The following is a 23,814-nucleotide window of genomic DNA, read 5'->3' as shown; positions in this document are numbered from 1 at the left end:
CATGACGCTGCAACCGCGCCCCGGCATTCTGGATATCAAACCCTACAAACCCGGTGCCGCAGATGCTCCCGGAATCGCCAACCCGGTGAAACTCTCGTCCAACGAAAATCCGATGGGCTGTTCGCCGGCCGCCCGTTCGGCCTTCGAAGCCTCGTCGAAAAAGCTCAACCTCTATCCCGATGGCGGTGCGACACGGCTGCGCGCGGCCATTGCCGCTGCCAATGGGCTCGACGCCGACCGCATCGTCTGCGGCACCGGTTCGGATGAGTTGCTGCAACTGCTCGGCCGCGCCTATCTCGCGCCGGGCGACAAGGTCGTGCAATCGCAATACGGCTTCCTCGTTTACCGGCTGGTCGCGATGCAGTCGGGAGCCAAGCTACTTAGCGCGCCGGAGACGGACTACACCACCAATATCGATGCCGTGATCGAAACCGCAGGCGACGATGCGCGGATCGTTTTCATTGCCAATCCCAACAATCCGACCGGCACCTATGTCTCCCACGCGGAAATCCGCCGCCTGCGCGAAGCGCTGCCGGAAACGACTTTGCTGGTGGTCGATGAGGCCTATGCCGAATATGTCGACGAGCCGGATTATGAGACCGCCTTCGATCTGGCGCGCGAATACGACAATGTCGTGGTGACGCGCACCTTCTCGAAAATCCACGGCCTCGCCGCATTGCGATTGGGTTGGGCTTATGCCGACAAGTCAATCATCGATGTGCTCAATCGTGTCCGCGGGCCGTTCAATGTGAACCTGCCGGCTATCGAGGCGGGCATCGCGGCCATCAACGATACAGATTTCCAGCGCCGCTCGGCTGAGCATAACCGTCGGGGACTGGCCTTCATGCGCCAACAACTGTGCGGGCTGGGCCTGGACGTCACCCCAAGCGTCGGCAATTTCGTGCTCGTGCATTTCCCGGAGACCGAAGGCAAGACAGCCGCCGACGCGGACGCCTTCCTGACGAAGCGCGGCCTGATCGTGCGGCCGGTCGCCGCCTACGGTCTGCCGAACGCCTTGCGGATCACCATCGGGCTCGACGACGACAACCGAAAGATCGCGGACGCGCTCGCCGAGTTCATGCGCTAGAACAGGATCGGGCCCGTATCGCCCAGCCGGACCGGGCCGAAATACACACCGCCATTGCGGAATGACAGCGGGATCGCCGTGCCGTCCTCGGAGCGCGGCGCTGATTGGGCGACGAGGCGCATCGCGCCGGCATTTTCCTGCGAGATCGCGCCGGTCTCGATCATGGCATCGACGATCGCCTCCGGATCAAGCAGGCTCAGACTGATCCGTCCGGTCGGCCGCAATTGCGCATCGAGCGCGATCTGACCCTCGGCTTCCATGTCGAGCCGGCCCCAATCGATATGAAAGGCGCGCAGCGTGTATTCGCCGGACGCTTCTGACCAGATCGACAAATCCGCGGAATTGGCCAGCGTCGGCCATTGCGACACGGTGAAGGCGGCCTGGAGGAGTGCGATCCGGTCGCCAAAAGACCGCGCCAGAATCGGATCGATCTCGCCGGGATCCAGGATGACATCGTCAAGCTGAAGCTGAACGGCCAGCTCGCCGGTTTCGCTGGTCGCGGCGCTCAATCGCATCTCGGCAGCAGATTGCACGGCTGGAACCGTATTGCCGATCCCGGAGATCGCGAGCGCTTCGACACTGGCGCCGATGCGCTGGGTCACACCGCCTTCACCCGAAAAACTGAACCGCGCCTGATCGGCGGCGAATGCCAGACCGTCGCCATCGGCGGAAAGCTCCAGCCGGTCGCCCAACGACACGATCCAGTGCTCGAAATCATAAGGCAGGGCGTTGGCCTCGAACCGGTCGAGCGCCAGGCGCCACCCGCCCTCGCTTTCCGGCGCGCGGACCACGAGCGAGTCCGTGGTGACCGAGAACCGGTAAGGAAATCCGCCAATGCGCAATTCACTGTGTTCGATCTGGAAGCCGGCGGCCCGCTGCTCGGCCTCCCACGCCTCGACATACTCCACGATTTGGCCCCGCGCATAGAACCAGTAAGCGGTATAGATCAGTAATGCGACCACGATGGCCAGAACGGGAAACGTGAAACGCTTGGGCATGGGACTTCCTGATTGGTCGGCGCTAGAGCCGGTTGGCGCGCAATTCGCGCGTGCCGTGTTCAATACGCGATTGTAGCGTTTCCATGAAGACGTCGCGTGACAATCCTGGCGCGATCGGTTCCAGAAACTGGATCACGGCCCGGCCCGGGCGCCGCACGATCCCGCGCCCGGCCCAATAGTCGCCTGTATCCAGTGCCACAGGCACGCAAGGCACATTCATGGCGCTGTAGAGCCCGGCAACGCCAGGCTTCAGCTCGGTGAATTGACCGGGCTCCATACGCGTGCCTTCCGGAAAGATCAGGATTTGCCGTCCGTCCTCTGCGCGGCTGCGCGCATCCCGCAGCATTTTGCGCATCGCTTTGGCGGCCGCTCCACGATCCACCACGATATTACCGAGCTTGATCGCGAACCATCCGAAAAAGGGCAGCCAGGCGAGCTCCTTTTTCAGGATGATCGCCGGATCGTCGAGGATCTGCCAGAACGCCTGGGTTTCCAGCATGCTCTCATGGCGTGAGGCGATCAGCGCGCCGCCTTCGGGCAGATTCTCCCGGCCGCGCACTTCATAGCTCTGGCCGCAGATCACTTTCAGCCCGCCAAATACCAGCGCCAGCCAGAAGCGGAAGGCCGCCCGCGACCAGCTGCGCGGCATCACCAGAAACCAGATAACGGCGATCCCGACGATCACCATCGACCCATACATCCAAAGCACGAACAGCAGGGACCTCACGATGGTGAGCAGGCCGACAGATTTCATTCCGGTGCTCCTGCAAAGGCGCCGCGGGCCAGCTCCCGCAGGAAGACCGCGGCGAATTTGAGATATTCAAGGACCCAGCGCCGTGCGGCCGTGGCGTTTTCCCAGGGCCGCGGAGACGCCACCGGAAATGCAATCAATGTGCGTTCCGGCATCAAGGCGCGCAATTCGAGGATGGAGCGGGGGATGTGATAATCCGACGTCACGATGATGATGCGGTCGAAGCCGTGCGTGTCGGCCCATTCCAGCGCTTCGCGCGCATTGCCGACCGTGTCGGTCGCCTCGCGGCCCAGATCGATACAGCAGGAAAACAGGTCGGCATCGATGTCCGCACTGTTGCGCAACTCGTTGGCCGTCACCGCGGGATTGACGCCGGATACAAGGAGCCGCCGGCCGGCACCGTCTTCCAGCAGCGCGACCGCGCGCTGCAACCGGCCTTCGCCGCCGGTCAGCACGATAATCCCGTCCGCCTCGAGTTCAGCCGGCGGATCAAGCGCTGAAACATGTCCGGCATAGCCGGCAAACCCGGCCAGAACGCCAAACACGATCAGGAAGGCGAGGCCGGAAAACCAGCTTCCACTGTCCACACGCTTACGCGTCATGGCGGTATCGTCCCTTCTTGTTCACCAACGCTTGCGCAATTCCTCTGTGACCGCCAGCCGCGCCGACAGTGCCGCAACACCTCCCGCGAGAACCGGCGCTGAAACCAGCGCTGCGATATCGAAAGGAGCAAAAATCAGTCCCGGCAGGAAATAGAGCGTATCGGCGTGACGTCCGCCGACCGCAACCAGAATCGCAATCAGGGCAGCAAACACCGCGCCGGCCAGACCGGCTTTCACGCCCAAGCCGAAAAAACGCCGCTGAAAAAGACCGGCGATATAGCCGTCTGTCGCACCGACAATATGCAGCGCGTCGGCAACATCCTGCCGCGCCGCCAGTGACGCCCGCGCTGCAAAGGCAATGACGGCCGCCGCCGCGCCGAGGATCAGCACCAGCAGCCCGATCGCCAGCAGGCGGGCCAGCTGGCCGGCACGCGCCACCGCATCGCTCCAGCGGCCGTGATCGTCGATGTCGGCCGCGATGCCGGCTTCGGCCAGCGCATCCGCAATATCCTCGGCGGGCAAGACGGCGGGATCGGCAAGCTGCACATCAATCAATAGGGGGACCGGAAGGTCTGCCGGCAATCCGCCGGAACCGAACCAGGGTTCAAGCAGCGCCTCCGACGCGGCCCGGTCACGGGCCGTCGCCGACGCCACGCCGGGCAGATCCGCGATCAAGTCGGCGGCCCGGCTGGCATCGCTTGCGGCATCGCGGCCTTCGGCCGGACGGATCTGGACTGTCAGGGAGCCTTCAAGGTCGGCCATCCAGCGTTCGCTGGACGTCCAGGCGCCGCGCGCGCCCAGCGCGGCGAGACAGGCCAGGAAAACCAGAATGGCCGCCACCGCGAACAAGGGACGGTCACGGCCCGAATCCGGCGGCAGCAGCGCCGGATTGCGCCCGGCGGGCGGCGCGGGAATGGCGGAGGTCTCGCCGGTCACGCTGCGCGCTCCCGATAGGTCAGCCGGCCGTCGGCGAGCGACATCACGGGCGCATCGAGCGCCCGTACCAGCGTTAAATCGTGCGTTGCGATCAGCACGGTCGTGCCGAGCCGGTTGAGCTCGATGAACAGCCTTAGCAACCGCCGCGCCATGTCGGGATCGACATTGCCGGTCGGCTCGTCCGCGATCAGCAATTCCGGCTGGTTGACGACGGCCCGGGCGATCGCCACGCGCTGCTGTTCGCCCCCGGACAGTGTGGCGGGGCGCGAGTCCATGTGATGCGCGAGCCCGACCCAGCTAATCAGTTCGGCCACGTCCTCGGCGTAACTCGACCGCTTCTGTCCAGCGACCCGCAGGGGCAGGGCGACATTCTCGAACACGCTCAAATGATCGAGCATGCGGAATTCCTGGAACACAACACCGATCCGCCGCCGCAGATCCGGCAGGTCCTTGCGGCGCAAGGCGGCGGTATCGTGGCCGAAATGTTCGACCACACCGCGCGATGCCTTATGGGCCATGTATATCAGGCGGAGCAGCGAGGTTTTTCCGGCGCCCGACGGTCCGGTCAGGAAGGTAAAACTGCCGCGATCGAGCGCGAATGAGACATCCTTCAGGATTTCCGGCCCCCGCCCGTAGCGCATGCCGACAGTCTCGAAGCGGACAATCACCTCGGATTCACTTTGTGGAAAGGGGTTCGCGCCAGTTTCTGTCAAAGTATTTCCCGCAGCCGAGGCTGCATCAAGCGGTGAATCGGACTCGCATGATACTGAGCTGTCCGAGTTGTGAAACGCGTTATCGCGCCAATCCGTCGGCCATTGGCATCAATGGGCGCCGGGTGAAGTGTGCCGCGTGCGGGCATATCTGGACGGCTCGCAATGAAGACGAGCCGGTGCTGGAGCCGATCGATCCGATTCCGCCAAAGGCTGAAACCGCGCCCGAGCCCGAGATTGAGCCGGCAACGCCGAAAGCGCCGCATCGCGCCTTCCGCGAGCGCGCCGAACAACGCCGTCAGCAGCAGATCCGCAAAGCCGCCGCCGGTGCCTGGGGCGGCGTCGGCGTTGCAGTCGCGGGCGCCTTGCTGGTCGGCGTGTTGTTCCGCGCGGATATCGTCAGCGTCTGGCCACAGTCGTCCAGCGCTTATGCGGCAGTCGGCCTGGAGGCCAATGCCTATGGCATGGCCATCGGCATGCTGGAGATCGAACGCGGTGAAGAACATGGTATTCCCACCGTGCGGCTGACCGGCGAAATTCGCAATATCGACCGTCAGATACGGGCGGCGCCGCCGCTTCAGGCGCGGCTGCTGTCCGAAGCGGGTGCGCCGGTACTGGAATGGACGGTCGTCGTGGAGGGAGAGCCACTGGCCCCGGGAGAGCGCCGGACCTTTACATCCGTCGTATCCGATCCGCCGCCGGCGGCCGCCGAAGTCGAGATCACGCTCGCGGGCGTTATGGCGGGCGATGCCGGCACCGCGGATGACGGTGCCGAAACACAGCATGCCGAGGTGTCGGCCGCGTCCGGCGGCGGTCATTAGACCCTAGGAGCCGAACCGGTCCAGCAAACGCTCGATATAGTCGAGCTCGTCCTGGTCGAGCCCCTGTTCGGCCGCCCGTTCGCGCAGCTCTTCCAGAATTTCGCGGGCCCGCAAGCGTTCGGCCTCATCGGGAATCTCGACGCCGGCACCATCCGAGAAACCGCCGGAATCCCGTGGGCGTCCCAGCGGATCGGTTTCCCCCTGATTACCGGCTTGCTGCGTATCCTGTACGCGTTCCAGCAGGTCTTGCGCCAGCCGTTCCGCGCCGTCGCGCAGGGATTGCAGCGCCTGATCCTGTTCGCCGACCGCGCCCTCCGCATCGCCCCGTTCCAGCGCCTCTTCTGCACGCCGCATGGCTTCCGCCGCATCACCGAAACTTTCACCGCTTTCGCCCGGCAGCGCTTGAGCCAGCGCGCCCAGCCGCTGCGCCAGATCGCCCTGCGCATCGGCGAGCGCCTGTGCGCCCGGCGTATTCGCGCCCGGCTGCGAGTTCTGATTGGGACTTTGGCCCATTTGCGAACCGGATTCCCCGTCCGGCTGGCCAGGTTGTCCTGGTTGAGCCTGGCTCTGGCCCTGTTGTCCGCCTTCGGCCTGCTCGAAAGTCTCGTCCTGCAGCTGGCGCTGCTCGCCAATCAAGTCGCCGAGCTCTTCCAGCGCGTCGCGCATGGCTTCGCTGATTTCGTCGGACCCCTCGCTATCGCCCTGGCCTCGTTGCAGGGTCAGCTCGAGATTGCGCAGCAATTCTCCCAGCGATTGCAGCGCTTCGCGGGCATTGGCCGTATCGCCGAGCTCGGCCGCATCGCGCAACGCTTCGAGCAATTCCTGCAAACCCTGGGTATCGAGCTGGTTACCACCGCCCTGTCCTTCGGCCACCCGGCCTTCCTCGGCGGCTTCGCGAGCCAGGGCGGCCAGATAATTCTCCATCGCCTGCTGATAAGCATCGAAAAGCGGCGCCAGCTCCGTTTCATCGGCACCGCGCGCCAATGCCTCCATCAGCGCGCGTTCAGCGGCGCGCAAGGCGCGTTCCGCATCGGCCAGAGAGCCCAGCTCGGCACGCAATGCGATCTGCCAGAGATTGTCCTCGATCGGCCCGATTTCCTCGAATGAGCGGGCGCGGCGGAGCCGGTGCAACTCGTGCCGCAATCCCAGGAACACCATCCGGTCTTCAAAATAGTAGGCCGGCGCATCGGTCAGCGCATCGAGCGCCCGCGCCACCGATTGCAGCGCATCCGGAGCCCGCTCAATCCGACGGTCGGGTTCCTCGCCCCGGAGTGGCGGCAGGGCTTGCACGCCTTGCATGTCCAGAGACGGCCGCGCCGGTAGCGGCACATATTCGCGCGGTGAGGCGATCACGATGCGACGCTGTTCCGAGACCGCGCGCGCCAGCGGATCGAGAAACACTCGCGCCGGCAATGTCAGGGCGATCGTCGGTGACCGGCCGGTATTACCGCCGCCATCCTCTGCGGCGATCCGCAGATCGACGCGCGACCCCGCCAGCGCATGCTGGGCGGTCGAGACGGTGGCCACAAAGCCGTCATCGCTCCGGGTGAAATCCGTGGGCTCGACTCCAATCACCGACCATTCCGCGTCGCCTTCGCCTTCCGGCCGGAACTCGACCAGGAAATCGTTCGCGCCGTAATCGTCCTCGACAGTGAATTCGAGCGTGAGCTCGCCATCCACATTCGCTTCCGGGCTGGCCACAATGCGGACAACCGGCGCTGTGTCGGGGATGGCTTCGATGCGATAGGCGGCGCGTTCGCGCGCGGCCCGCAATGTCACCGTCGCCGTGTCCCTGATCACGAGATGGCTTTGCCAGACCCCGTCACCGATCGCCCGGTTTTCAGCGCGTATCCGGCCATTGCGCAGGCTGGGCGCGCGGCGGACGCCCGCCGTGCGCACCACCAGTTCGGAACCGGCCGGCGCGCGGGCGTCGGTCTGCCCTTCCTGGAAGAAAATGGGCGCGAGCCCGGTATAGGCAGGCGGATTGAGCCAGATATCGATCTGGGCCGTTTCAACGCCGCGATAGACCGGTGCCAGGCCGAAACTCTCGGCCAGCCGGCCTCCCGCGAGATTTCCGGCGGTGATCCATCCGGTGATGATCAAGACCAGAACTGCACCGCGCAGGCCCCAGCTGTCGACACGCGCCCAGGCTGCCTGCGGTCGCCGCGCGAATGCGCCGCGCAATCTTTCCGCCATGCGCTGCTGGTGCGCCGCCCAGACGGCTTCGTCTTCGGGTGTCGGTTTCGCGGGGCGGTCGGCCAACGCCTCGTGCGGCCGGGCCGAAATACCGGAATCCTGTTCAACACGCCGCGCCGCGTCCTCCGTGTCAGGCCATTCAATGGCGCGCCAGCGGCGCCAGCCGATCCACAGCGCGGCACCGACCACGCCGGCATAGGTCATGGCGCGCCAAGGATCGCCCAGCCGGTCCCACAGGCCGAACACAGATACGGCGGCATACAGGCCGATCAGCAGGACGCCCGGCCACAAGACCGGGGCCAGCGTCTCCCAGTAAAGCGCGAGGCGCGCCTGTATCAGAGGCCAAAGCTTCATGTGCACAAGGCTATCATGTCCGGCTGCAAGGCATAGCCGGACCTGCATTACAACTTGGTGACCTAGTCGGAATCGCTCGGCTGATCCGGGCCGCCCCAGATCGGCGGCGGACGCTCAAGATCACCGCGCAATCCGCAGCCCGCGACAGTGAGGCCGCCGATGATGATTATCAATGTGACCAGCTTCTTCATCGATCCTGCCTTTCCTTGAGCCGCGCGGACCATCGCTCGGCTTGTTCTTTTACGCGCACCGGCGCGGTTCCGCCATAGCTGGTCCGGCTTTCCATCGACGCGCGGGCGGAAAGCACGGAAAACACATCCTCCGTCAGACCGGGCTCGACGGATTGCATGTCCTCCAGCGACAGGCCGGAGAGCGGCACGCCGCGCGATTCCGCCCGCTTCACCAGGCTGCCGGCAATATGGTGAGCGTCGCGGAACGGCTTGCCGAGCTCGCGCACCACAAAGTCGGCCAGATCGGTCGCGTCCGAATAGGCTTCACCGGCCGCCGCCTCCATCGCCTGCGTATTGAACGACAGATCGCCTGCCATGCCCGCCATTGCCGCGAGCGCCAGCTCGAGATCATCGAGGGCCTGAAAGACCGGCGCCTTGTCCTCCTGCAAATCCTTTGAATACGCCAATGGCAGGCCTTTGACGACGATGATCAGCGTCTGCAGCGCGCCGGCGATGCGCCCCGGCTTGGCACGCACCAGCTCGGCCGCATCCGGATTGCGCTTTTGCGGCATGATCGACGAGCCGGTCGACCAGGCATCCGACAGGGTAGCAAAATCGAACCGTTTCGACGTCCACAACACGATCTCTTCGGCAAAGCGCGACAGGTTGGTCGCGCAGATCGCCGCCGCGGCCAGGACTTCCAGGGCAAAATCGCGCGTTGCTACCCCGTCCAGCGAATTCGCCATCGGCCGGTCGAAGCCCAGCGCTTCAGCCGTCTGCTCCCGGTCGATCGGAAACGCCGTCCCGGCCAGTGCGGCACATCCGAGCGGGCTTTCGTTCAGACGCCGCCGTGCATCGGCAAAGCGGCCGCGATCGCGTTCCGCGGCCTCGACCCAGCACAGGAGATGGTGTCCGAGACTTACCGGCTGTGCGGTCTGAAGATGCGTGAAACCGGGCATAACCGTTTCGGCATGCGCCTGTGCCTGGCCGACAAGTGCGGCCTGATAGGCGGTCAGATGCGCGTCGATCCGGTCGCAGGCGGTCCGCAGCCAGAGCCGGAAATCCGTCGCCACCTGGTCATTGCGGGAGCGCGCCGTGTGCAGCCGTCCGGCGGCATCGCCAACGAGTTCGCGCAGCCGCACCTCGATATTCATGTGAATGTCTTCCAGAGCGGCCGACCATTTCGCTTCGCCGCGCTCGACCTCACTGCGGATTTCCTGCAAGCCGCGCGCGATTGCTGCGCCATCCTCGCTTGAAATGATGCCCGTTGCGGCCAACATTTGGGCGTGGGCCAGGGAACCGGCTATGTCTTCCAGCGCCATGCGCTGATCGATTCCGATCGAGGCATTGATGGTTTCCATGATCTCCGACGGGGAGCCGGAAAAGCGGCCGCCCCAGAGCGCATTGGTGTTGTTTCCGTCCGTCATGGCCGGGTCCGTTCGTGAAAGGGTTCAGCGATGCAGCCATCGCATATCAAGTTCGGCATTATCACTTGCACGGTCATTTTGGTCGCCGCAATCGCCTTTGTGCTGTTTTCCGGCATGCAGGGACCGGCACCGTCCGGCCTTGCGAGTTACGCCCGTGGCGAGATGTCGGCCTTCCAGACGCTGGAAAATGCGCCGCCGCGGCCGGCGCATGCCTTCATCGATCCGGCAGGTACCGAGCGCACGCTCGCGGACTTTGAAGGCCAGGTCATTCTGGTGAATTACTGGGCCACCTGGTGCGCGCCCTGCATCGTCGAAATGCCCGCGCTTGATGAATTGCAGGCGCTATATGGCGGCGAGGACTTCCAGGTCGTCACCATCAGCGCGGACCGCCGGATTGAAGAGGCCGAAGCCTTCTTCGAGGAGACCGGCCTGCGCAACCTGCCGATCTACCACGACAATTCCTTCGCCGGCCCGACGTCTGTCGGCGCGCGCGGCCTGCCGATCTCGATCGTCTACAATCGCCGCGGCGTGGAAATGGGGCGCATGGCCCGCGACGCGGAATGGAATTCCGAAGACGCTCACGCGCTCATCGAGGCGGCCATCCGCATGGGTTGACGGACCGGAGTGTGACCGTCGGTTCCGCAGCGCGAACACAAGCAAGACATGACGTCGAATTAACGTGAGAGATGGGTCCGCGCGGAGAATAGTCCTTCTCCGGGGGAGACTGTTCATGAGGGCTTACCTGACGGCACTGATGGCGGCGATTGCCTTGGCGGTGCCCGCTCATGCCGACGATGACGCGGCGATCGATGCCGTGATCGACGATCTCTACGCGGTGATTTCCGGCGGCGTCGGTGAAGCCCGCGACTGGGACCGGTTCCGCTCGCTCTATTTGCCGGGCGCGACCATGTCGGTGGCTTCGCCGGGCGAAGCCGGCACCGGATCTGCGCGCATTATCACGCCCGAAGAGTATATCGAGAGCAATGGACCGGTATTGTCCGAAATCGGCTTCACCGAAAGCGAAACCGGACGGGCGGTGTACCGCTATGGCGGAATGGCCACCGTGCTGACAGCCTATGAAGCCACCCGCGCCGACCGCGACGAGCTTTTCCTGACGGGGGTCAACACCATTGTGCTGATGCGGGTCGAGGGCGAATGGAAGATCGCCTCCATCGCCTGGCGCAACGGACCGCCCATCCCGGTCGAGGACGCGTTTATCAACCGCGCAGAGTAAAGAAAGCCCCGGCGCCGCAACGCCGGGGCTCGATACTCATGACCTTGACGGTCGGGCTAGAGACCGGCCTTGGTCAGCTCGGCTTCCAGTTCCGGAAGGGCCTTGAACAGGTCGGCGACAAGGCCGTAATCGGCGACCGAAAAGATCGGTGCCTCCTCGTCCTTGTTGATGGCCACGATGATCTTCGAATCCTTCATGCCCGCCAGGTGCTGGATCGCGCCGGAAATGCCGACCGCGATGTAAAGCTCAGGCGCCACCACCTTGCCGGTCTGGCCGACCTGGTAGTCATTGGGCACATAGCCCGCATCGACCGCCGCGCGCGACGCCCCGACCGCCGCATTGAGCTTGTCGGCGATCTTGTCGAGCAGCACGAAATTGTCGCCCGACTGCATGCCGCGGCCGCCGGAAATGACGATCTTGGCGGCCGTCAGCTCCGGACGGTCCGACTTGGACAACTCCTCGGAGACAAATTCCGACTTGAACGGGCCGGACGGCGCATCGACCGTCTCGACACTGGCCGAACCGCCATCGCCGACCTTCTCGAAGGTGGTGGGACGCACGGTAATCACCTTTTTCGCATCGGTGGACTTCACCGTCATCATCGCATTGCCGGCATAGATCGGCCGCACGAAGGTATCGGCGCTTTCCACCGAGACGATTTCCGAGATCTGCATCACATCCAGCTTGGCGGCGATCCGCGGCGCGAAATTCTTGCCGGTGGTGGAGGCGACGGCCATCAGCACGTCATACCCGTCCATCATCGGCAGGATCAGGCCTTCCAGCGCTTCCGCGGTCGGCTTCTTAAAAACGTCCGCATCGGCGTGCAGCACCTTGTCGACACCGTTCAGTGCGGAGGCCGCTTTCGCCACCTCGCCGGCGCCGGATCCAGCGACCAGGACATGGATGGCCCCGCCGATCGCCTGGGCCGCTGTGACGGCAGCGCGGGTGGCATCGTTGAGCGCGGAATTGTCGTGTTCGGCAACGAGTAGGATGCTCATCTAGATCACCCCTTCCTTGTTCTTCAGCTTGTCGACCAGCTCGGCGATGCTCTCGACCTTGATACCGGCTTCGCGCTTCGGCGGTTCGGTAACCTTCAGCACGGACAGGCGCGGCGAAATGTCGACGCCGTAATCGTCCGGCGACTTGGTGTCGATCGGCTTGCGCTTCGCCTTCATGATGTTCGGCAGCGAGGCATAGCGCGGCTCGTTGAGGCGCAGATCCGTTGTGATGATCGCCGGCAGCTCGACCGCAATGGTCTGCAGCCCGCCATCGATTTCGCGGGTGACATTCGCCTGATCGTTCGCCACGGCGACTTCCGAGGCGAAGGTCGCCTGCGGCCAGTCGAGCAGCGCGCCTAGCATCTGGCCGGTCTGGTTCGAATCGTCGTCGATCGCCTGCTTGCCGAGAATGACGAGTTGCGGGCTTTCCTCTTCGGCCACCTTGGCCAGCAGCTTGGCGACGGCCAGCGGTTCGACCGCCTCGTCGGTCTGAATAAGGATGCCGCGGTCGGCGCCCATGGCCAGCGCCGTGCGGATGGTCTCCTGCGCCTGGGCAGGGCCGATGGAGACCACGACGATCTCGTCGACGCCGCCCTTCTCCTTCATGCGCACGGCTTCTTCCACCGCGATCTCGCAGAAGGGATTCATCGACATTTTCACATTGGCGAGGTCGACGCCGCTCTGATCGGGTTTCACCCGGACCTTCACATTGTAGTCGACCACCCGTTTGACGGGCACGAGTATCTTCATGGAGCTTCCCCGGTCTGCGCGGGCCGACAGCCGCCCGCATCAATCCTTGGTCAAGAAATAGGGCGCGAAACTGCAATCGCACACCGTGGAAGTCAACGTGTCTGCGGCACTGCACAATGCCGCATGCACAAAGGCCGGCCTAACGGACCGGCCTTTGCAAAAACTGACGTTAACGTCAGCTATTCGGTGTCGGGATTGGGCGTCCGCAACTCCGTCGAGATCGAGATCGTCACTTCTTCCGACACGTTCGGCGAGGCATAGCCCAGACCCCATTGCGAGCGCTCAATAACGCCGGTCGCGTCAAAACCGGCCACCAGCACCGAGGCATCGAACGGATGCGGCGCGCGCTGGTTCAGCGTCACGTCGAGCACGACTTCATGGGTTTGGCCGAGCAAGGTCAGATCGCCGGTCATCGTACCGGTAACGCCGTCTTCGGTGTCAAAGCCTGTGGCGACGAATCGCGCGGTCGGAAACTCGGCCGTGTTGAACAGGTCGGCCGAGTTCAGATGGCCGACAAAGCGCTCATGATGACCGCCGACCCAGAAGCCGTCGATCAGGTTGAACGTCACGTCCACGGTCGAGTTCGACGGGTCGTCGAAGTCGAGCATCAGCGTGCCGTCATAATCGGTGAACTGGATGGACTGGGTGGAAAAGCCGAGATGGTCCCAGCTGGCAGAGATTTCGGTGTGCGTTTTGTCGAACTCGTAGGCGACTGGATCGGCGAAGGCGGTGGCCGCGGCAAGCGCCGCAATTGCGGTGGCGGTCGTGAATTTCATGGGGAGGGCTCCCTGTCTTTCTGTATCAACCTGCGGCAGCTCGCCGCACGTCCAAGACATAGTGGGGCGTGCGCGGAAGTGAAGCTGCGGCGGCGAACAGTTTTAATTCCAATGCGGAACTAATCGCGATCCCGCCCCGGAACCCACTTTACATCCGCCCGGCCTTCATCGTTTGCAATGCGGGCGAGCACGAACAAAAGGTCCGAAAGCCGGTTGAGATAGCGAACGGTATCTGGGTTCAGCCGCTCATCCACTTGTGCCAGCGCCACCGTACGCCGTTCGGCCCGGCGGCAGATCGTCCGCGCCAAATGCAGCCGCGCGGCGGCTTCCGAGCCGCCCGGCAAGACGAAACTGTCGAGCGGGTCCAGCCGCGCATTCCACTCGTCAATGGCCGATTCCAGCCCGTCCACCTGCTGCGCGGTCATGCGCAGCGGCTCGAAGCCGGGATCTGCGCCGGTATCGGGGACGCAAAGGTCTGCGCCCAGATCGAACAGCGCGTTCTGCACCTGGGCCAGCAGCCCGTCGATTGGAGAGCCGGGCAGGGCGGCGCGCGCCACACCCAGGCTGGCATTGAGTTCATCGACCGTCCCATAAGCCTCGACGCGGATATCGGTCTTGTCGACTTCCGACATGTCACCGAGGCGCGTCCGCCCCTTGTCACCTGTTTTCGTGTAAATCTTGGTCAGCCGCACCATGGGATTCGCCGCTCGCTCGTTCCGCTTGAACGTCAAATTGGAGCAGGCAGTATGGCGTGGCAAGTTAGGGGAATACTTGGGGAAGGTCTGATGCGCGGCGCGCTGTTATCATTGTTTTTGATCGTGACCGCGCCGGCGCTGGCACGACAGGACGTGCAGGCGCTGGCCGACGGTCTCGTGGACGACGGGTCACCCGGCGCCGTGGTCATGCTGATTGCCGGCGACCGCCAGATGACGTCGGTATCCGGTCACCGCACCTCGGCACAAGAGGCCGAGATCGACTTCAACGATTCCTGGCATCTGGGGTCCAACACCAAGGCGATGACGGCCATGCTGGCGGCCCGCCTGGTGGAACGCGGCCTGATCGATTGGGACACCACGCTGGGCGAACGCCTCGGCGCGCGCTTCGACGATATTCATCCCGATCTGGCGGCCGCCACATTGGCCGACCTGCTTCAGCACCGTTCCGGCATCGCCGCGAACGCCGGACGCCTCACCATGATCGCCCTGTCAGGCAGCGGCGACCGTGTGCCGCGCTCGGACCGGCGCACCTTTCTGCGGGAAATCCTGCGCAGCCCGGCCGGCGAACGCGGCACGTTTCTTTATTCCAATGCGGGCTATGTTGCGGCGTCTTTGATGCTGGAGGAAGCCGCCGGGGAAAGCTGGGAGGTCCTGATCCGTCAAGAGCTGTTCGACGAGCTCGGTCTTCAGACTGCCGGCTTCGGGCCGCCGACGGGCGAGCAGCCTCAGGGTCATCGGTCAAGCTGGGGCCGGATGCAACCGGTCGGCACCGGACTGGGCGCAGACAATCCGGTCGCAATGAACCCGGCCGGACGCGTGCACATGTCCATGCCGGACTATGCCGTTTTTCTGCGTCTTGTGCTCGCCGGTGCGCGCGGCCAGGAGTCCGATTATCTGTCGGAAGAGAGCTGGCAAACCCTGCTCACACCGCCTGACGGCGCCGATTATGCCATGGGCTGGGGCGTCGGGGAGGATGGCTCCCTGCGTCATGCCGGGTCTAACACGATGTGGTTTGTCCAGGCGGCGATATGGCCGGACGATCAGCGTATCGCCGTTGCCGGGGTCAATGACGGGCGGATTAATCGCGTCGCGCCGCGCATCCGCGGCGTGCTGGAATCCCTAGTTACGCAATAGTTGCAGTTTGTTCTAGGATGCCAACTTGAATTCTCTTCTGCAAAAGGCGTTGAAGGGCAATAAAGGCGATAAGAGCTTCGTTCGTTTCTTTTAAAAGAGCTTGAGCTTCGACTGGAGAAACGTGATTATCGTCCTCCAAAGCTTTGGCGCCTTGTGTAAAAACGTCGCCACTTTCCTTGAACACCTTCAAGAGTTGCTTGTGAATTGGTCCGCGGGAACCAACCGCATCGGGTAGCTGGAACATTTCATAGCCATTCAATCTTGCTAGGGTTTTCGTGATCACAGGGTCGCCGCAATCAAGTTCTAGGGCTAGCAACACGTCGATTGGAATAAAAATTTCGCGATCACCCTTTGATTGATACCGCGATATATTCGATTTTCCAACACGACAGCCATCGACAAGCGCGCTGCTTTCAATTCCGTTGCACCGGCTAATCAGCTCCCGCGTAGCAATCTTTAAATCCGCAAAGTTGGATTCCGTTGGCATGTTTGTTCCCTCATTGTTCGTGAATTGATCCCGGATGGGAAAAATTCTCAAACTTTCCCGGTGCAATAGCCCTAGAACCATCACACAGCTACATCCTGTAGTTTCTTTCACGGAGAATCAAACGGAGCTGAAAATGGCTATCAAGAGGCGAGTACGCTGCACTTCCAAAGACAGTGACGGAGACATCACCCATATTGGAAATAGCGGTGCGGCATGGAGTCCCAAAACGGTTGCGAGTGCTGTCAGGGAAATCGATAGTGGAGACTACGTCTATTACGTCGATGAGTGTGGTCACGAAACGCTGATCGAGACGGTACATCCGGATCGCGGCAAAGCATATCTGCGTACCGTGGCTGATGGATACACTTCCAACAATCTCGACAATTTGCCGGATTGCTAGCCAGCCATCGACTGGCGCATCATGAAGCCGACCACCATCAGGATGATGGCGACAAACTGGATGCCCACGCGATAGCGCATCAGCACGTTCGACCGCGCGCCGGAGCCCTCGCCCCCTCGCGCCATATTCACCATGCCGAGGATCAGCGTGCCGAGCACGGCGATCATCGACAGGACGATCAGAATGTTCAAAAGCATCAACATGAGCCGAGACGTAGAGCGTACTTGCGCCGCCGTCCAATCACGCTTTGTCGCACCCTAGCTGCGCCAGCGCAGCGTCTTCTTCTCTTTGAGCGGATTGACGAAGGCATCGCCCTCGCGCCGGTGCTTCTCCCAGTTCCGGCGCAGCGCCAGATACCATTTCGCCGGAATGTCGCTATCATGGATGAACATTTGCGGCGGGTCGTAAGACAGGCCGATAGCTTGCGAGTCCACCGCCGTGGAATCCTGCTTCATGAAAACCCGGATCGCCCGCCGGATCAGCCATTTCGGCACCAGCGATACCAGCGGGTGATTCCAGTAGAGGATGATCGAGATGATCGTCTTGTCCACCGTGACCGGCGTGACGATCGTCACCGTGGTGACGTGCTTGTCGCCCGCCTTCATGTATTCCGGCCGCAAGCCGGGCAGTTCGAGCCGGATCTCCGTCGTGATGTCGGTGCCGAACAGCTTGTAGATGAAGGAGTTCGAGGACGGCTTGTGCGGCAGCATCGAAAAGCCACGCTCGATCGGCCCGAACGTCTTCTGCTTCTCGTGCATCGTCTCCGGCGTGCGCCACCAGGACTGGTTATGGATGTAGGGGATGTGCGCCGGATCCATCAGCGAAATGACGGCGGCATCCATGTCGCAATGGAAGTCGCACTCATCATGCATCCGCACGCGTGACGCTTCGGGAATGTCGAGTGTCGGCGGTGGCAGGCAGGGTTCGGCGGCCTCGTCATAGCCGAACCAGATCCACACAATCCCGTAGCTTTCATGCACCCGGTAGGTCTTCGCCCTGATCTTCGAGATATCCATCGCCGCCGACTGGTCTTCCGTCAGCGAGGGAATGGAGGCGCACTGCCCGTCGGGCCGGAAGCGCCAGCCATGATAGGGGCATTGGACCTCGGTACCCGTTTCGCCCTTCACCATGCGTCCGCCGGACAGAAGGATCGCCCGGTGCGGGCAGATATCGGTCATCGCGAAGGCTTCGCCCTCATGCGTGCGGCCGAACAGGATCAACTCGCCGAGCCGCTCTTTCTGAACCATTTCACCGGGTTTGATCTCGTCGCCGACAATCCCGAAATACCAGAGATCGCGCAGGAAAACGTCTTTGGGGGCGGTGTCCTTGAGCATGGGTTCGTCTCTAGCCTTTCGGCACCGGTTTCGCCAAGCCGCGAGATGCGGCGGTGCGCGAGCGGCGCTGCACCCAGTAAACACCTGCCAGCACCAGCGCGGCGCCGGCATAGTGTATCGGCGTGAAGGCCTCGCCGAACATCCACCAGCCCGCAATCGAGGCAACGACCGGCTGGATGAGGATGATGATCGAGGCGACGGGCGCCGGCACCCGTCCGAGCCCGAAGGCGACCCCGCCCTGGCCGATGATCTGCACGCCGAGGGCAAGACCGATCAGAATCAGCCAGTCCGTCAGGCTCGGTGGCCATAGGGCTTCGCCGAAGGCCAATGCCACGAGGCCGAGGATCGGCGCCGAGACGGCGACGGTGAAGAAGATCACGGTTCCGGTCGAGGCAAAGCGCCGTGCCTGCCGGACGGCGAGAATATAAGCCGCGTACCAGACGGCTGTGGCGATCGACAGGGCATCGCCCGGCCAGCGCTCCGGCGCCACCGTCAGATTGCCCGCTGACAAAAGCGCGGCGCCGGCAACCGCCAGACCTGCCGCCAGCAGGAATTGGCGCGTGATCCGTTCCTTGAAGATCAGCCAGGCCGCCAACACCACAAAAACCGGCTGCAAATTGGCGAGGAAGGTCGCATTGGCGACGCTCGTGATTTTGATGCCGGCATGCCAGAAGGCGAGATCGCCGGCAAAAAGAAGGCCCGGCAAAGCCAGGTAGAGCCATCTCGTCCAGCCGCTGGGCATGTCCGGTTTCGCGGGCGGATCACGGTCGAACGCCATCCAGGCGAGCGCGAACGGGATCGCCAAAGCCATCCGCCAGAAGCCGACCGTTTGCGGGCCGAGCTCCGACAGTTTCACCAACGGCGCGGCCATGCCGATCGCGATGGCCCCGGCGGTCAGCACCACCAGGCCGACGAATACGGATTTCTCGGACGCGTGGCTCATACCCCCTCCCGCTAAGCCGCTTATACCGGGTGGCGGAAAAGGGAAATCACCAATTGAAACCGAGCTGCATCCGAAGGTCTTGGGCGCTCGTCCCGCTTGTCCGGATGGCCTGCAGCGTCTTGGCCTTGTCGCGCTTGGCGAAACGCTTGCCGTCGGGGCCGGTCAGAAGCCGGTGATGGCGATAGACCGGAACCGGCAACTCCAGCAGCGCTTGCAAAATGCGGTGCACCGAGGTCGCAAAGAACAGGTCCTCGCCGCGGATCACGTGGCTGACGCCCTGCAGAGCGTCGTCCAGCGTCACGGCCAGATGATAGCTGGTGCCGACATCCTTGCGCCCGATGATGACGTCTCCGATCAGCTCCGGCTTGATATTCACCTCACCGGTTTCGCCCATGGGTCCCGCGCCCTCTTCGGTGAAGGTCAGCCGCGACGGATCGCCGATCGCATCGGCCACCGCGCGCATCGACAACCGCCAGGCAAACGCATCGCCGGCGGCAATACGGGCGTCTTCCTCGACTTTCGACGGCGGTTCGACGGGTCCCGGATAAATGACGCCGTCCGGGCCCTCGCCCGGAAGATGGGGCGCCCGCGCGATATCCTCGAGGACTTCCTTGCGCGTCTTGAAACAGCGATAGACGAGGCCGCGCGCCGCGAGCGCGTCAATCGCCGCGTGATACTCGCCAAAATGGTCCGATTGGCGCCGCACCGGCTCTTCCCAGTCCAGTCCCAGCCAGGCGAGGTCTGCCAGGATGGCCTCGGTGAATTCGGGCTTGCAGCGCGCCGTGTCGATATCTTCCAGGCGCAGGAGAAACCGCCCGCCGGCCTCGCGCGCTGCCGTGAAGGCCGTCAGCGCGGAAAACGCGTGGCCGAGATGCAGAGGCCCGGTGGGCGAGGGGGCGAAGCGGGTGACGAATTCGCGCATGGCTGTGTGTTTCCCCTCTGCGCTTGGTCTCTTCAAGTCCCCGCGTGCACGCCTATAGTCCGCCGCGATGATGATCGACGGTCCCCGCCAGCCGCCCGCCAACGGCCAACCTCCACGCAAGCTGGTCGTGCTCGTGCACGGCTATGGCGCCAATGGCGAAGACCTGATCGGCCTCGCCGTACAGTGGGCGCAGGACCTTCCGGATGTGCAATTCGTTGCGCCGAATGCGCCCGAACCGGTGCCGGGCGCGCCGAACGGCTACCAATGGTTTCCGATCACGCGGCTCGATCCGCACGAGGCCAATCGCGGTGTTGTGTCCGCCGCGCCGGCGCTCAATGCCTTCATTGACCAGGAACTCACGCGCTATCGGCTGACCGAACAGGACCTGGCCCTCGTCGGCTTTTCGCAGGGCACGATGATGTCCCTGCATGTCGGCCTGCGCCGTTCGCCGGGACCGGTCGCCATCCTGGGCTATTCCGGCGCCATGCCGAGCCGTGTCACCCTGAAGGACGAAATCCGCTGCAAGCCCGCGATCCAGCTCATTCATGGCGATCGCGACGACGTCCTGCCGCTGGGCATGATGTTCGACGCCGCCGAAGGTCTCGCCGAGGCGGGCGCCTCCTGCCAGTGGCATATTTCGCCGGGCATTCCGCACGGGATCGGGCCGGACGGGCTTGAGATCGGCGGACGCTTTTTAAAGAAGGCGCTCTCGGGCGCCTACGCGTCGCCAATCCCTGCTTAATCGTTAACAGCCGCGTCATAGGCGTGTTACGCTTTTGCCGGTATACATTTGCCAATACGGAGTTCGGCGCGATTCGCTGAGGAATCCCGCCGGTTTTCCGGACAGGGAGGTGCGTGTTCAGGACGTCTGTTAGGCATAAACTCATGGCCGGTCTCTCCTCGAAGACGGGAGGCTGCCATGCTAGTGCTCGATAAAGCGCCGTCGGGCTGGCCCTGCCTCGTTCTCAACGCCGATTACCAGCCTCTGTCCTACTGGCCGCTCTCGATCTGGAGCTGGCAGGAAGCGATCAAGAATGTTTTCCTCGAACGCGTCACCGTCGTCTCGTCATACGAGGAATTGATCCACTCGCCCTCCATGGCGGTGCCGGCACCGTCCGTTGTCGCTCTGCACGAATATGTCGCCCAGAACCGGACCCCGGCCTTCACCCGGTACAATATCTGGCTGCGCGACGGCTTCTCCTGCGTATATTGCGGCTGGGAAAAGGTCGAGGATCTGACCTTCGATCATGTCGTCCCGCGCTCGAAAGGCGGGCGCACTTCTTGGGAAAACATCGTCGCGGCCTGTTCGCCCTGCAATCTCAAGAAGGGCGGGCGCACGCCGAACCAGGCGGGCATGCCGCATCCGCACGCCTTCCGGCCCAACATGCACCAATTACAGGCGCAGGGACGGCGCTTCCCGCCGAAATACCTGCACGCCAGCTGGATGGACTTCCTCTACTGGGATGCCGAGCTGGAGCGCTAGAGCATTGCCAGCAAAAGTGGGAACCGGTTTTGCGGTTCGGCAATGCGGCTGAAAATCGCTAAACTTTGCTGGTCACTGCGATCGCCGCGCGGCAGCCCGCCTCGATCACTTTCGACAACACCGGATAGCCGAACGCATCCTTCGCGCCTTCTTCGACGGCAATATCCTTGTGCGCGACTTCTTCGTCGCGGAACTGCGTGAAACGCGTCGAAAGGTCGTCTTCGCCGGCGGCGTCCAGCTCGGCGATCTGGTCGGTGTAATGCCCCTCGATCACCGTCTCGACCGCTTCCGTGCAGGCATGGGCGGCTTTTTCACCCATCAGCGCCGTCGCGACGCCCAGCGTCCGCCCGGCGAGCTTCCAGAGCGGCATCAGCGCGGTCGGCCGCACGCCGCGGGTCCGGATATAGTCGTCGAAAGCGTCAAGATGCGATTGCTCGTCCTCGGCCATGTGCCGCAACTGGTTGGCGATCCGCGCCTTGGCCGGAATCCGGCCGAACACGGCCAGCTGGCCTTCATAGATCGCCACGGCACCGTATTCACCGGCATGATCGACACGGATCATCTCGGCGATACGGTCCTCGGACAGGCCCTTTCCGGGCAGGCGGGGGCGAGGGGCGCGGCGCATTATCTCTTGATACCCACATAGGCCGACACCGCCGCCAGCCCAGCCGACATCAGCGCGTTATAGCCGGCCATCGAAATGCCGAGGAAGGTCCAGGGGGCTTCGTCGCACAACACAACGGGCCCGCCGCCATCGAGCACGGCGAGGAGATCGTCGGTGGAAATACTGACCGGCCCGGCCGCGGTGCAGCTCGCCGGCCCGTCCCACCAATCGTATTCGATCCCGGCATGCCAAAAGGCGAAACCGGCCGAATAGAGAAAGATCGTGGCCAGCAGCAGGCACACCCAGATGGCATGCTTTCGCAGCGAGGGCACCAGCATCGGAATGAGCCCGCCGACCAGGCCGGCGCCGATGGCCGCCTGGTGGATATGCCGCTGGTCATAGCACAGCGCGCACGGGTCATAGCCCAGTACATACTGGAAGAAATAGGCCCCGCCGAGGATCAGGGCCGAGGCCAGCGCGGCAACGAACGGCCAGCGCGGCGCGGTCAAAAGGGACGCAATCATATTCATGATCGTCACACTAGGGCGCGGTTGGCCAGCGGAAAAGCGCGCATTCAGCCGCAGGGGTCACAACCGCGCAATCTAGCCGACCGCGCCGCGCACCCAGTCGATCACGGCATAGATCAGGGCCGGACCGCCGACCACGAGGATGGCGATCCAGATCAGACCCCAGATCACACCGAGCAGCACGAGAATGCCGTCCCGCGAAATCAGCCCCAGCGCGGCGATGGCGACGGCCATGCCCGGCGCGGAATTGGTCAGCGGCAGCGGCGTCAGGATCGACACGCAGAACAGGCAGAACACGGCGCCGATGATCCGCTCTCCGGCCCGGCTGGACAGGAAGAGCAGGCGTGGGCGTGCAATGCGCTCGACCCAGCCGAACCAGCGCTTGGCCATCCGGCCCATGCGCACGAGTCCGGCCTTCGACAAACGCCGGGCCGCGAACTTCTGCGGCAGCCAGGGCTCATGCCGGCCGGCCGCCATCTGTGCCGCCAGCGCAAACATGGGCAGCGAAATGATTTGCGGAATGCCGTAGAGAAACGGGATGCAGACCGGGATGGCGAGCGCGAACAGGATGACGCCGAAGGCGCGTTCGCCCAGCGCCTCCATGAATTCGCCGAGCGTCAGCCCGGTCTCGGGCGCGTCTTCGCCGATGTGGACAAGGCGGGCCACAAGGCCTTCCGGCGGGTCGTATTCTGGCGAGGCAGTATCGGTGGTCATTCGCATTTCTTAGAGCCGTTGGTCGCGGCTGAACAGCAGGCGGAACGCGCTATTGCAATACGCTGCAGTTAAAGGCAGTTTCCGGCTCCCTTTCGAGGGCCCCTGTGGCGGAATTGGTAGACGCGACGGATTCAAAATCCGTTTCCTTCGGGAGTGTCCGTTCGAGTCGGACCAGGGGCACCATTCACCGACGCCCGCCAAAGGCGGGAAATTCGGTCCGGGGGGACCGAATTTGGTCGGTGAATATGACTCCTTGGTTGTTTCCGTTGCGCGCGGCCCGGGCGTTCGTGTCGGCCGTTGGCGTTGCGGGCCGTGCTCACATGAAACGTGCTCAAGGCTGGGGCGTTGGCGGGTGTGACCCTCGTCGACCTGATGGCTCTCGCTGACGCTGCGCGCGGGCTGTCGCCCTTGCCGAACCCCGCCGGGTTCGGGGCGCCAGCAATCGGACTCAAACACCCGTCATCCTCCGGCCGCGCTGGCGCGGACCGGAGGAAGACGGAAGCTGAAAAACCCTAAACCCTCGTCATCCCGGGGCGCGTATGCGCACGAACCCGGGACCCTTTCCGCAATATCCAGGGTCCGGGATGACAAAGTAAACGTGGCTTTGGGATTTCCCCTCCCCATCAAGGGGAGGGAAGACGGCGCAGCCGTCAGGGTGGGGTGATTAGGTTTGCGCTAGGCTCAAAAGCCCCCACCCCAAGCCCCACAGAGAGGGAGCGGGAAGATGTGGAGCCCCCAGA

At 63.5% G+C, this 23,814-nt stretch carries 28 protein-coding genes and 1 tRNA gene; 9 read left to right on the top strand and 20 right to left on the bottom strand.

Annotation, left to right across the window (positions count from 1 at the left end):
- Position 1 precedes the first annotated feature (1 nt).
- Complete coding sequence (hisC, locus tag ACO08C_RS04895) at positions 2 to 1,087, top strand: histidinol-phosphate transaminase (protein WP_421787983.1); 1,086 nt, start codon at positions 2 to 4, stop codon at positions 1,085 to 1,087.
- Here the strand turns inward: hisC and ACO08C_RS04890 are convergent.
- The 5 genes from ACO08C_RS04890 to ftsE are packed head-to-tail and all read right to left on the bottom strand — an operon-like array spanning position 1,084 to position 5,015.
- Positions 1,084 to 2,085: a DUF2125 domain-containing protein gene (locus ACO08C_RS04890; RefSeq protein WP_421787981.1), complete on the bottom strand. Its 1,002-nt coding sequence runs from the start codon at positions 2,083 to 2,085 to the stop codon at positions 1,084 to 1,086. The two genes, hisC and ACO08C_RS04890, sit on opposite strands and share 4 nt — an antisense overlap.
- A gap of 22 nt (positions 2,086 to 2,107) precedes the next feature.
- On the bottom strand, positions 2,108 to 2,839 hold the full coding sequence (locus ACO08C_RS04885) for a lysophospholipid acyltransferase family protein (RefSeq protein WP_421787980.1): 732 nt from the start codon (positions 2,837 to 2,839) through the stop codon (positions 2,108 to 2,110).
- Positions 2,836 to 3,438: a YdcF family protein gene (locus ACO08C_RS04880; RefSeq protein ID WP_421787978.1), complete on the bottom strand. Its 603-nt coding sequence runs from the start codon at positions 3,436 to 3,438 to the stop codon at positions 2,836 to 2,838. The genes ACO08C_RS04885 and ACO08C_RS04880 overlap by 4 nt, the downstream gene beginning before the upstream one ends.
- Before the next feature lie 21 nt (positions 3,439 to 3,459).
- Positions 3,460 to 4,374 (bottom strand): cell division protein FtsX, encoded by a 915-nt coding sequence (locus ACO08C_RS04875; RefSeq protein ID WP_421787977.1) that lies wholly within the window; start codon positions 4,372 to 4,374, stop codon positions 3,460 to 3,462.
- Positions 4,371 to 5,015, bottom strand: coding sequence for a cell division ATP-binding protein FtsE (ftsE, locus tag ACO08C_RS04870; protein WP_421787975.1), 645 nt, complete (start codon positions 5,013 to 5,015; stop codon positions 4,371 to 4,373). Before ftsE ends, ACO08C_RS04875 begins: the two co-directional genes overlap by 4 nt.
- A 119-nt stretch (positions 5,016 to 5,134) precedes the next feature.
- Here ftsE and ACO08C_RS04865 point away from each other — a divergent pair, with 119 nt between their 5' ends.
- Positions 5,135 to 5,905 (top strand): MJ0042-type zinc finger domain-containing protein, encoded by a 771-nt coding sequence (locus ACO08C_RS04865; RefSeq protein WP_421787973.1) that lies wholly within the window; start codon positions 5,135 to 5,137, stop codon positions 5,903 to 5,905.
- A gap of 3 nt (positions 5,906 to 5,908) precedes the next feature.
- Here the strand turns inward: ACO08C_RS04865 and ACO08C_RS04860 are convergent, their stop codons facing one another.
- From ACO08C_RS04860 to argH, 3 genes are all read right to left on the bottom strand, one after another.
- The gene (locus tag ACO08C_RS04860) at positions 5,909 to 8,455 is read right to left on the bottom strand and encodes a DUF4175 domain-containing protein (RefSeq protein WP_421787971.1); all 2,547 of its coding nucleotides are present in this window, start codon (positions 8,453 to 8,455) and stop codon (positions 5,909 to 5,911) included.
- Positions 8,456 to 8,517: 62 nt separating this feature from the next.
- The gene (gene lptM, locus ACO08C_RS04855; RefSeq protein ID WP_421787969.1) at positions 8,518 to 8,646 is read right to left on the bottom strand and encodes an LPS translocon maturation chaperone LptM; all 129 of its coding nucleotides are present in this window, start codon (positions 8,644 to 8,646) and stop codon (positions 8,518 to 8,520) included.
- A complete protein-coding gene (gene argH / locus ACO08C_RS04850) occupies positions 8,643 to 10,052 on the bottom strand; it encodes an argininosuccinate lyase (protein WP_421787967.1) in 1,410 nt (469 codons plus the stop codon). The genes lptM and argH overlap by 4 nt, the downstream gene beginning before the upstream one ends.
- Before the next feature lie 30 nt (positions 10,053 to 10,082).
- On the opposite strand from argH, the gene ACO08C_RS04845 reads away from it, so the two are divergent.
- Both ACO08C_RS04845 and ACO08C_RS04840 read left to right on the top strand, forming a co-directional pair.
- Entirely contained in the window at positions 10,083 to 10,667 is a 585-nt protein-coding gene (locus ACO08C_RS04845) for a TlpA family protein disulfide reductase (RefSeq protein ID WP_421787965.1), read from the top strand.
- Between the two features lie 115 nt (positions 10,668 to 10,782).
- Positions 10,783 to 11,286, top strand: coding sequence for a nuclear transport factor 2 family protein (locus ACO08C_RS04840; protein ID WP_421787963.1), 504 nt, complete (start codon positions 10,783 to 10,785; stop codon positions 11,284 to 11,286).
- Positions 11,287 to 11,342: 56 nt separating this feature from the next.
- Here ACO08C_RS04840 and ACO08C_RS04835 read toward each other — a convergent pair whose 3' ends face one another.
- The 4 genes from ACO08C_RS04835 to ACO08C_RS04820 form a co-directional block, all read right to left on the bottom strand.
- On the bottom strand, positions 11,343 to 12,284 hold the full coding sequence (locus ACO08C_RS04835) for an electron transfer flavoprotein subunit alpha/FixB family protein (RefSeq protein WP_421787962.1): 942 nt from the start codon (positions 12,282 to 12,284) through the stop codon (positions 11,343 to 11,345).
- On the bottom strand, positions 12,285 to 13,034 hold the full coding sequence (locus tag ACO08C_RS04830) for an electron transfer flavoprotein subunit beta/FixA family protein (protein WP_421787960.1): 750 nt from the start codon (positions 13,032 to 13,034) through the stop codon (positions 12,285 to 12,287). It abuts the gene before it with no gap.
- Between the two features lie 179 nt (positions 13,035 to 13,213).
- Positions 13,214 to 13,810, bottom strand: a complete 597-nt coding sequence (locus ACO08C_RS04825) for a YceI family protein (protein ID WP_421787958.1) — start codon at positions 13,808 to 13,810, stop codon at positions 13,214 to 13,216.
- Positions 13,811 to 13,929: 119 nt separating this feature from the next.
- Complete coding sequence (locus ACO08C_RS04820) at positions 13,930 to 14,505, bottom strand: cob(I)yrinic acid a,c-diamide adenosyltransferase (RefSeq protein ID WP_421787956.1); 576 nt, start codon at positions 14,503 to 14,505, stop codon at positions 13,930 to 13,932.
- Between the two features lie 90 nt (positions 14,506 to 14,595).
- Between ACO08C_RS04820 and ACO08C_RS04815 the strand changes: the two genes are divergently transcribed.
- Positions 14,596 to 15,660: a serine hydrolase domain-containing protein gene (locus tag ACO08C_RS04815; protein ID WP_421787954.1), complete on the top strand. Its 1,065-nt coding sequence runs from the start codon at positions 14,596 to 14,598 to the stop codon at positions 15,658 to 15,660.
- On the opposite strand, the gene ACO08C_RS04810 is transcribed toward ACO08C_RS04815, so the two are convergent.
- A complete protein-coding gene (locus tag ACO08C_RS04810) occupies positions 15,650 to 16,147 on the bottom strand; it encodes a phage regulatory CII family protein (RefSeq protein ID WP_421787952.1) in 498 nt (165 codons plus the stop codon). The two genes, ACO08C_RS04815 and ACO08C_RS04810, sit on opposite strands and share 11 nt — an antisense overlap.
- Before the next feature lie 133 nt (positions 16,148 to 16,280).
- Between ACO08C_RS04810 and ACO08C_RS04805 the strand changes: the two genes are divergently transcribed.
- Positions 16,281 to 16,547: a DUF3892 domain-containing protein gene (locus tag ACO08C_RS04805; RefSeq protein ID WP_421787950.1), complete on the top strand. Its 267-nt coding sequence runs from the start codon at positions 16,281 to 16,283 to the stop codon at positions 16,545 to 16,547.
- Here the strand turns inward: ACO08C_RS04805 and ACO08C_RS04800 are convergent.
- Genes ACO08C_RS04800 through gluQRS form a run of 4 tightly spaced genes read right to left on the bottom strand, consistent with a single transcriptional unit; the run spans position 16,544 to position 19,746 of the window.
- On the bottom strand, positions 16,544 to 16,744 hold the full coding sequence (locus tag ACO08C_RS04800) for a twin transmembrane helix small protein (protein WP_421787948.1): 201 nt from the start codon (positions 16,742 to 16,744) through the stop codon (positions 16,544 to 16,546). The two genes, ACO08C_RS04805 and ACO08C_RS04800, sit on opposite strands and share 4 nt — an antisense overlap.
- A gap of 60 nt (positions 16,745 to 16,804) precedes the next feature.
- Positions 16,805 to 17,881, bottom strand: coding sequence for a Rieske 2Fe-2S domain-containing protein (locus ACO08C_RS04795; protein ID WP_421787946.1), 1,077 nt, complete (start codon positions 17,879 to 17,881; stop codon positions 16,805 to 16,807).
- Positions 17,882 to 17,891: 10 nt separating this feature from the next.
- Positions 17,892 to 18,824: a DMT family transporter gene (locus tag ACO08C_RS04790; RefSeq protein WP_421787944.1), complete on the bottom strand. Its 933-nt coding sequence runs from the start codon at positions 18,822 to 18,824 to the stop codon at positions 17,892 to 17,894.
- Positions 18,825 to 18,870: 46 nt separating this feature from the next.
- Positions 18,871 to 19,746, bottom strand: coding sequence for a tRNA glutamyl-Q(34) synthetase GluQRS (gene gluQRS / locus ACO08C_RS04785; RefSeq protein WP_421787942.1), 876 nt, complete (start codon positions 19,744 to 19,746; stop codon positions 18,871 to 18,873).
- Between the two features lie 70 nt (positions 19,747 to 19,816).
- Here gluQRS and ACO08C_RS04780 point away from each other — a divergent pair, with 70 nt between their 5' ends.
- Together ACO08C_RS04780 and ACO08C_RS04775 are read left to right on the top strand one after the other, a co-directional pair.
- Positions 19,817 to 20,488, top strand: a complete 672-nt coding sequence (locus ACO08C_RS04780; RefSeq protein ID WP_421787941.1) for an alpha/beta hydrolase — start codon at positions 19,817 to 19,819, stop codon at positions 20,486 to 20,488.
- A gap of 177 nt (positions 20,489 to 20,665) precedes the next feature.
- Positions 20,666 to 21,229 (top strand): HNH endonuclease, encoded by a 564-nt coding sequence (locus tag ACO08C_RS04775; RefSeq protein WP_421787940.1) that lies wholly within the window; start codon positions 20,666 to 20,668, stop codon positions 21,227 to 21,229.
- A 58-nt stretch (positions 21,230 to 21,287) separates the two neighbouring features.
- Here ACO08C_RS04775 and ACO08C_RS04770 read toward each other — a convergent pair whose 3' ends face one another.
- The 3 genes from ACO08C_RS04770 to ACO08C_RS04760 form a co-directional block, all read right to left on the bottom strand.
- On the bottom strand, positions 21,288 to 21,854 hold the full coding sequence (locus tag ACO08C_RS04770; protein ID WP_421787939.1) for a demethoxyubiquinone hydroxylase family protein: 567 nt from the start codon (positions 21,852 to 21,854) through the stop codon (positions 21,288 to 21,290).
- The gene (locus ACO08C_RS04765; RefSeq protein WP_421787937.1) at positions 21,854 to 22,363 is read right to left on the bottom strand and encodes a disulfide bond formation protein B; all 510 of its coding nucleotides are present in this window, start codon (positions 22,361 to 22,363) and stop codon (positions 21,854 to 21,856) included. Before ACO08C_RS04765 ends, ACO08C_RS04770 begins: the two co-directional genes overlap by 1 nt.
- Before the next feature lie 72 nt (positions 22,364 to 22,435).
- The gene (locus tag ACO08C_RS04760; RefSeq protein WP_421787935.1) at positions 22,436 to 23,074 is read right to left on the bottom strand and encodes an exopolysaccharide biosynthesis protein; all 639 of its coding nucleotides are present in this window, start codon (positions 23,072 to 23,074) and stop codon (positions 22,436 to 22,438) included.
- Positions 23,075 to 23,172: 98 nt separating this feature from the next.
- Here ACO08C_RS04760 and ACO08C_RS04755 point away from each other — a divergent pair.
- Positions 23,173 to 23,257 (top strand) — tRNA-Leu (locus tag ACO08C_RS04755).
- Positions 23,258 to 23,814 lie beyond the last annotated feature (557 nt).

The sequence above is a fragment of the Hyphobacterium sp. genome (genome assembly GCF_965229905.1).
Taxonomy (GTDB): domain Bacteria; phylum Pseudomonadota; class Alphaproteobacteria; order Caulobacterales; family Maricaulaceae; genus Hyphobacterium.
The sequence above is the reverse complement of the archived record's forward strand: the minus strand, read 5'-3'. Positions and strand labels throughout refer to the sequence as shown.

Coding starts and splice junctions, on each gene's coding strand:
- ACO08C_RS04765 (WP_421787937.1), bottom strand. CDS start 22,363: ATGAATATGATTGCGTCCCTTTTGACCGCGCCGCGCTGGCCGTTCGTT.
- ACO08C_RS04830 (WP_421787960.1), bottom strand. CDS start 13,034: ATGAAGATACTCGTGCCCGTCAAACGGGTGGTCGACTACAATGTGAAG.
- ACO08C_RS04845 (WP_421787965.1), top strand. CDS start 10,083: ATGCAGCCATCGCATATCAAGTTCGGCATTATCACTTGCACGGTCATT.
- ACO08C_RS04880 (WP_421787978.1), bottom strand. CDS start 3,438: ATGACGCGTAAGCGTGTGGACAGTGGAAGCTGGTTTTCCGGCCTCGCC.
- ACO08C_RS04780 (WP_421787941.1), top strand. CDS start 19,817: ATGATCGACGGTCCCCGCCAGCCGCCCGCCAACGGCCAACCTCCACGC.
- ACO08C_RS04835 (WP_421787962.1), bottom strand. CDS start 12,284: ATGAGCATCCTACTCGTTGCCGAACACGACAATTCCGCGCTCAACGAT.
- hisC (WP_421787983.1), top strand. CDS start 2: ATGACGCTGCAACCGCGCCCCGGCATTCTGGATATCAAACCCTACAAA.
- ACO08C_RS04775 (WP_421787940.1), top strand. CDS start 20,666: ATGCTAGTGCTCGATAAAGCGCCGTCGGGCTGGCCCTGCCTCGTTCTC.
- ACO08C_RS04840 (WP_421787963.1), top strand. CDS start 10,783: ATGAGGGCTTACCTGACGGCACTGATGGCGGCGATTGCCTTGGCGGTG.
- ACO08C_RS04890 (WP_421787981.1), bottom strand. CDS start 2,085: ATGCCCAAGCGTTTCACGTTTCCCGTTCTGGCCATCGTGGTCGCATTA.
- argH (WP_421787967.1), bottom strand. CDS start 10,052: ATGACGGACGGAAACAACACCAATGCGCTCTGGGGCGGCCGCTTTTCC.
- ACO08C_RS04860 (WP_421787971.1), bottom strand. CDS start 8,455: ATGAAGCTTTGGCCTCTGATACAGGCGCGCCTCGCGCTTTACTGGGAG.
- ACO08C_RS04800 (WP_421787948.1), bottom strand. CDS start 16,744: ATGCTTTTGAACATTCTGATCGTCCTGTCGATGATCGCCGTGCTCGGC.
- ACO08C_RS04795 (WP_421787946.1), bottom strand. CDS start 17,881: ATGCTCAAGGACACCGCCCCCAAAGACGTTTTCCTGCGCGATCTCTGG.
- ACO08C_RS04805 (WP_421787950.1), top strand. CDS start 16,281: ATGGCTATCAAGAGGCGAGTACGCTGCACTTCCAAAGACAGTGACGGA.
- ACO08C_RS04865 (WP_421787973.1), top strand. CDS start 5,135: ATGATACTGAGCTGTCCGAGTTGTGAAACGCGTTATCGCGCCAATCCG.
- ACO08C_RS04770 (WP_421787939.1), bottom strand. CDS start 21,854: ATGCGCCGCGCCCCTCGCCCCCGCCTGCCCGGAAAGGGCCTGTCCGAG.
- lptM (WP_421787969.1), bottom strand. CDS start 8,646: ATGAAGAAGCTGGTCACATTGATAATCATCATCGGCGGCCTCACTGTC.
- ACO08C_RS04790 (WP_421787944.1), bottom strand. CDS start 18,824: ATGAGCCACGCGTCCGAGAAATCCGTATTCGTCGGCCTGGTGGTGCTG.
- ftsE (WP_421787975.1), bottom strand. CDS start 5,015: ATGCGCTACGGGCGGGGGCCGGAAATCCTGAAGGATGTCTCATTCGCG.
- ACO08C_RS04760 (WP_421787935.1), bottom strand. CDS start 23,074: ATGACCACCGATACTGCCTCGCCAGAATACGACCCGCCGGAAGGCCTT.
- ACO08C_RS04815 (WP_421787954.1), top strand. CDS start 14,596: ATGCGCGGCGCGCTGTTATCATTGTTTTTGATCGTGACCGCGCCGGCG.
- gluQRS (WP_421787942.1), bottom strand. CDS start 19,746: ATGCGCGAATTCGTCACCCGCTTCGCCCCCTCGCCCACCGGGCCTCTG.
- ACO08C_RS04810 (WP_421787952.1), bottom strand. CDS start 16,147: ATGCCAACGGAATCCAACTTTGCGGATTTAAAGATTGCTACGCGGGAG.
- ACO08C_RS04825 (WP_421787958.1), bottom strand. CDS start 13,810: ATGAAATTCACGACCGCCACCGCAATTGCGGCGCTTGCCGCGGCCACC.
- ACO08C_RS04885 (WP_421787980.1), bottom strand. CDS start 2,839: ATGAAATCTGTCGGCCTGCTCACCATCGTGAGGTCCCTGCTGTTCGTG.
- ACO08C_RS04820 (WP_421787956.1), bottom strand. CDS start 14,505: ATGGTGCGGCTGACCAAGATTTACACGAAAACAGGTGACAAGGGGCGG.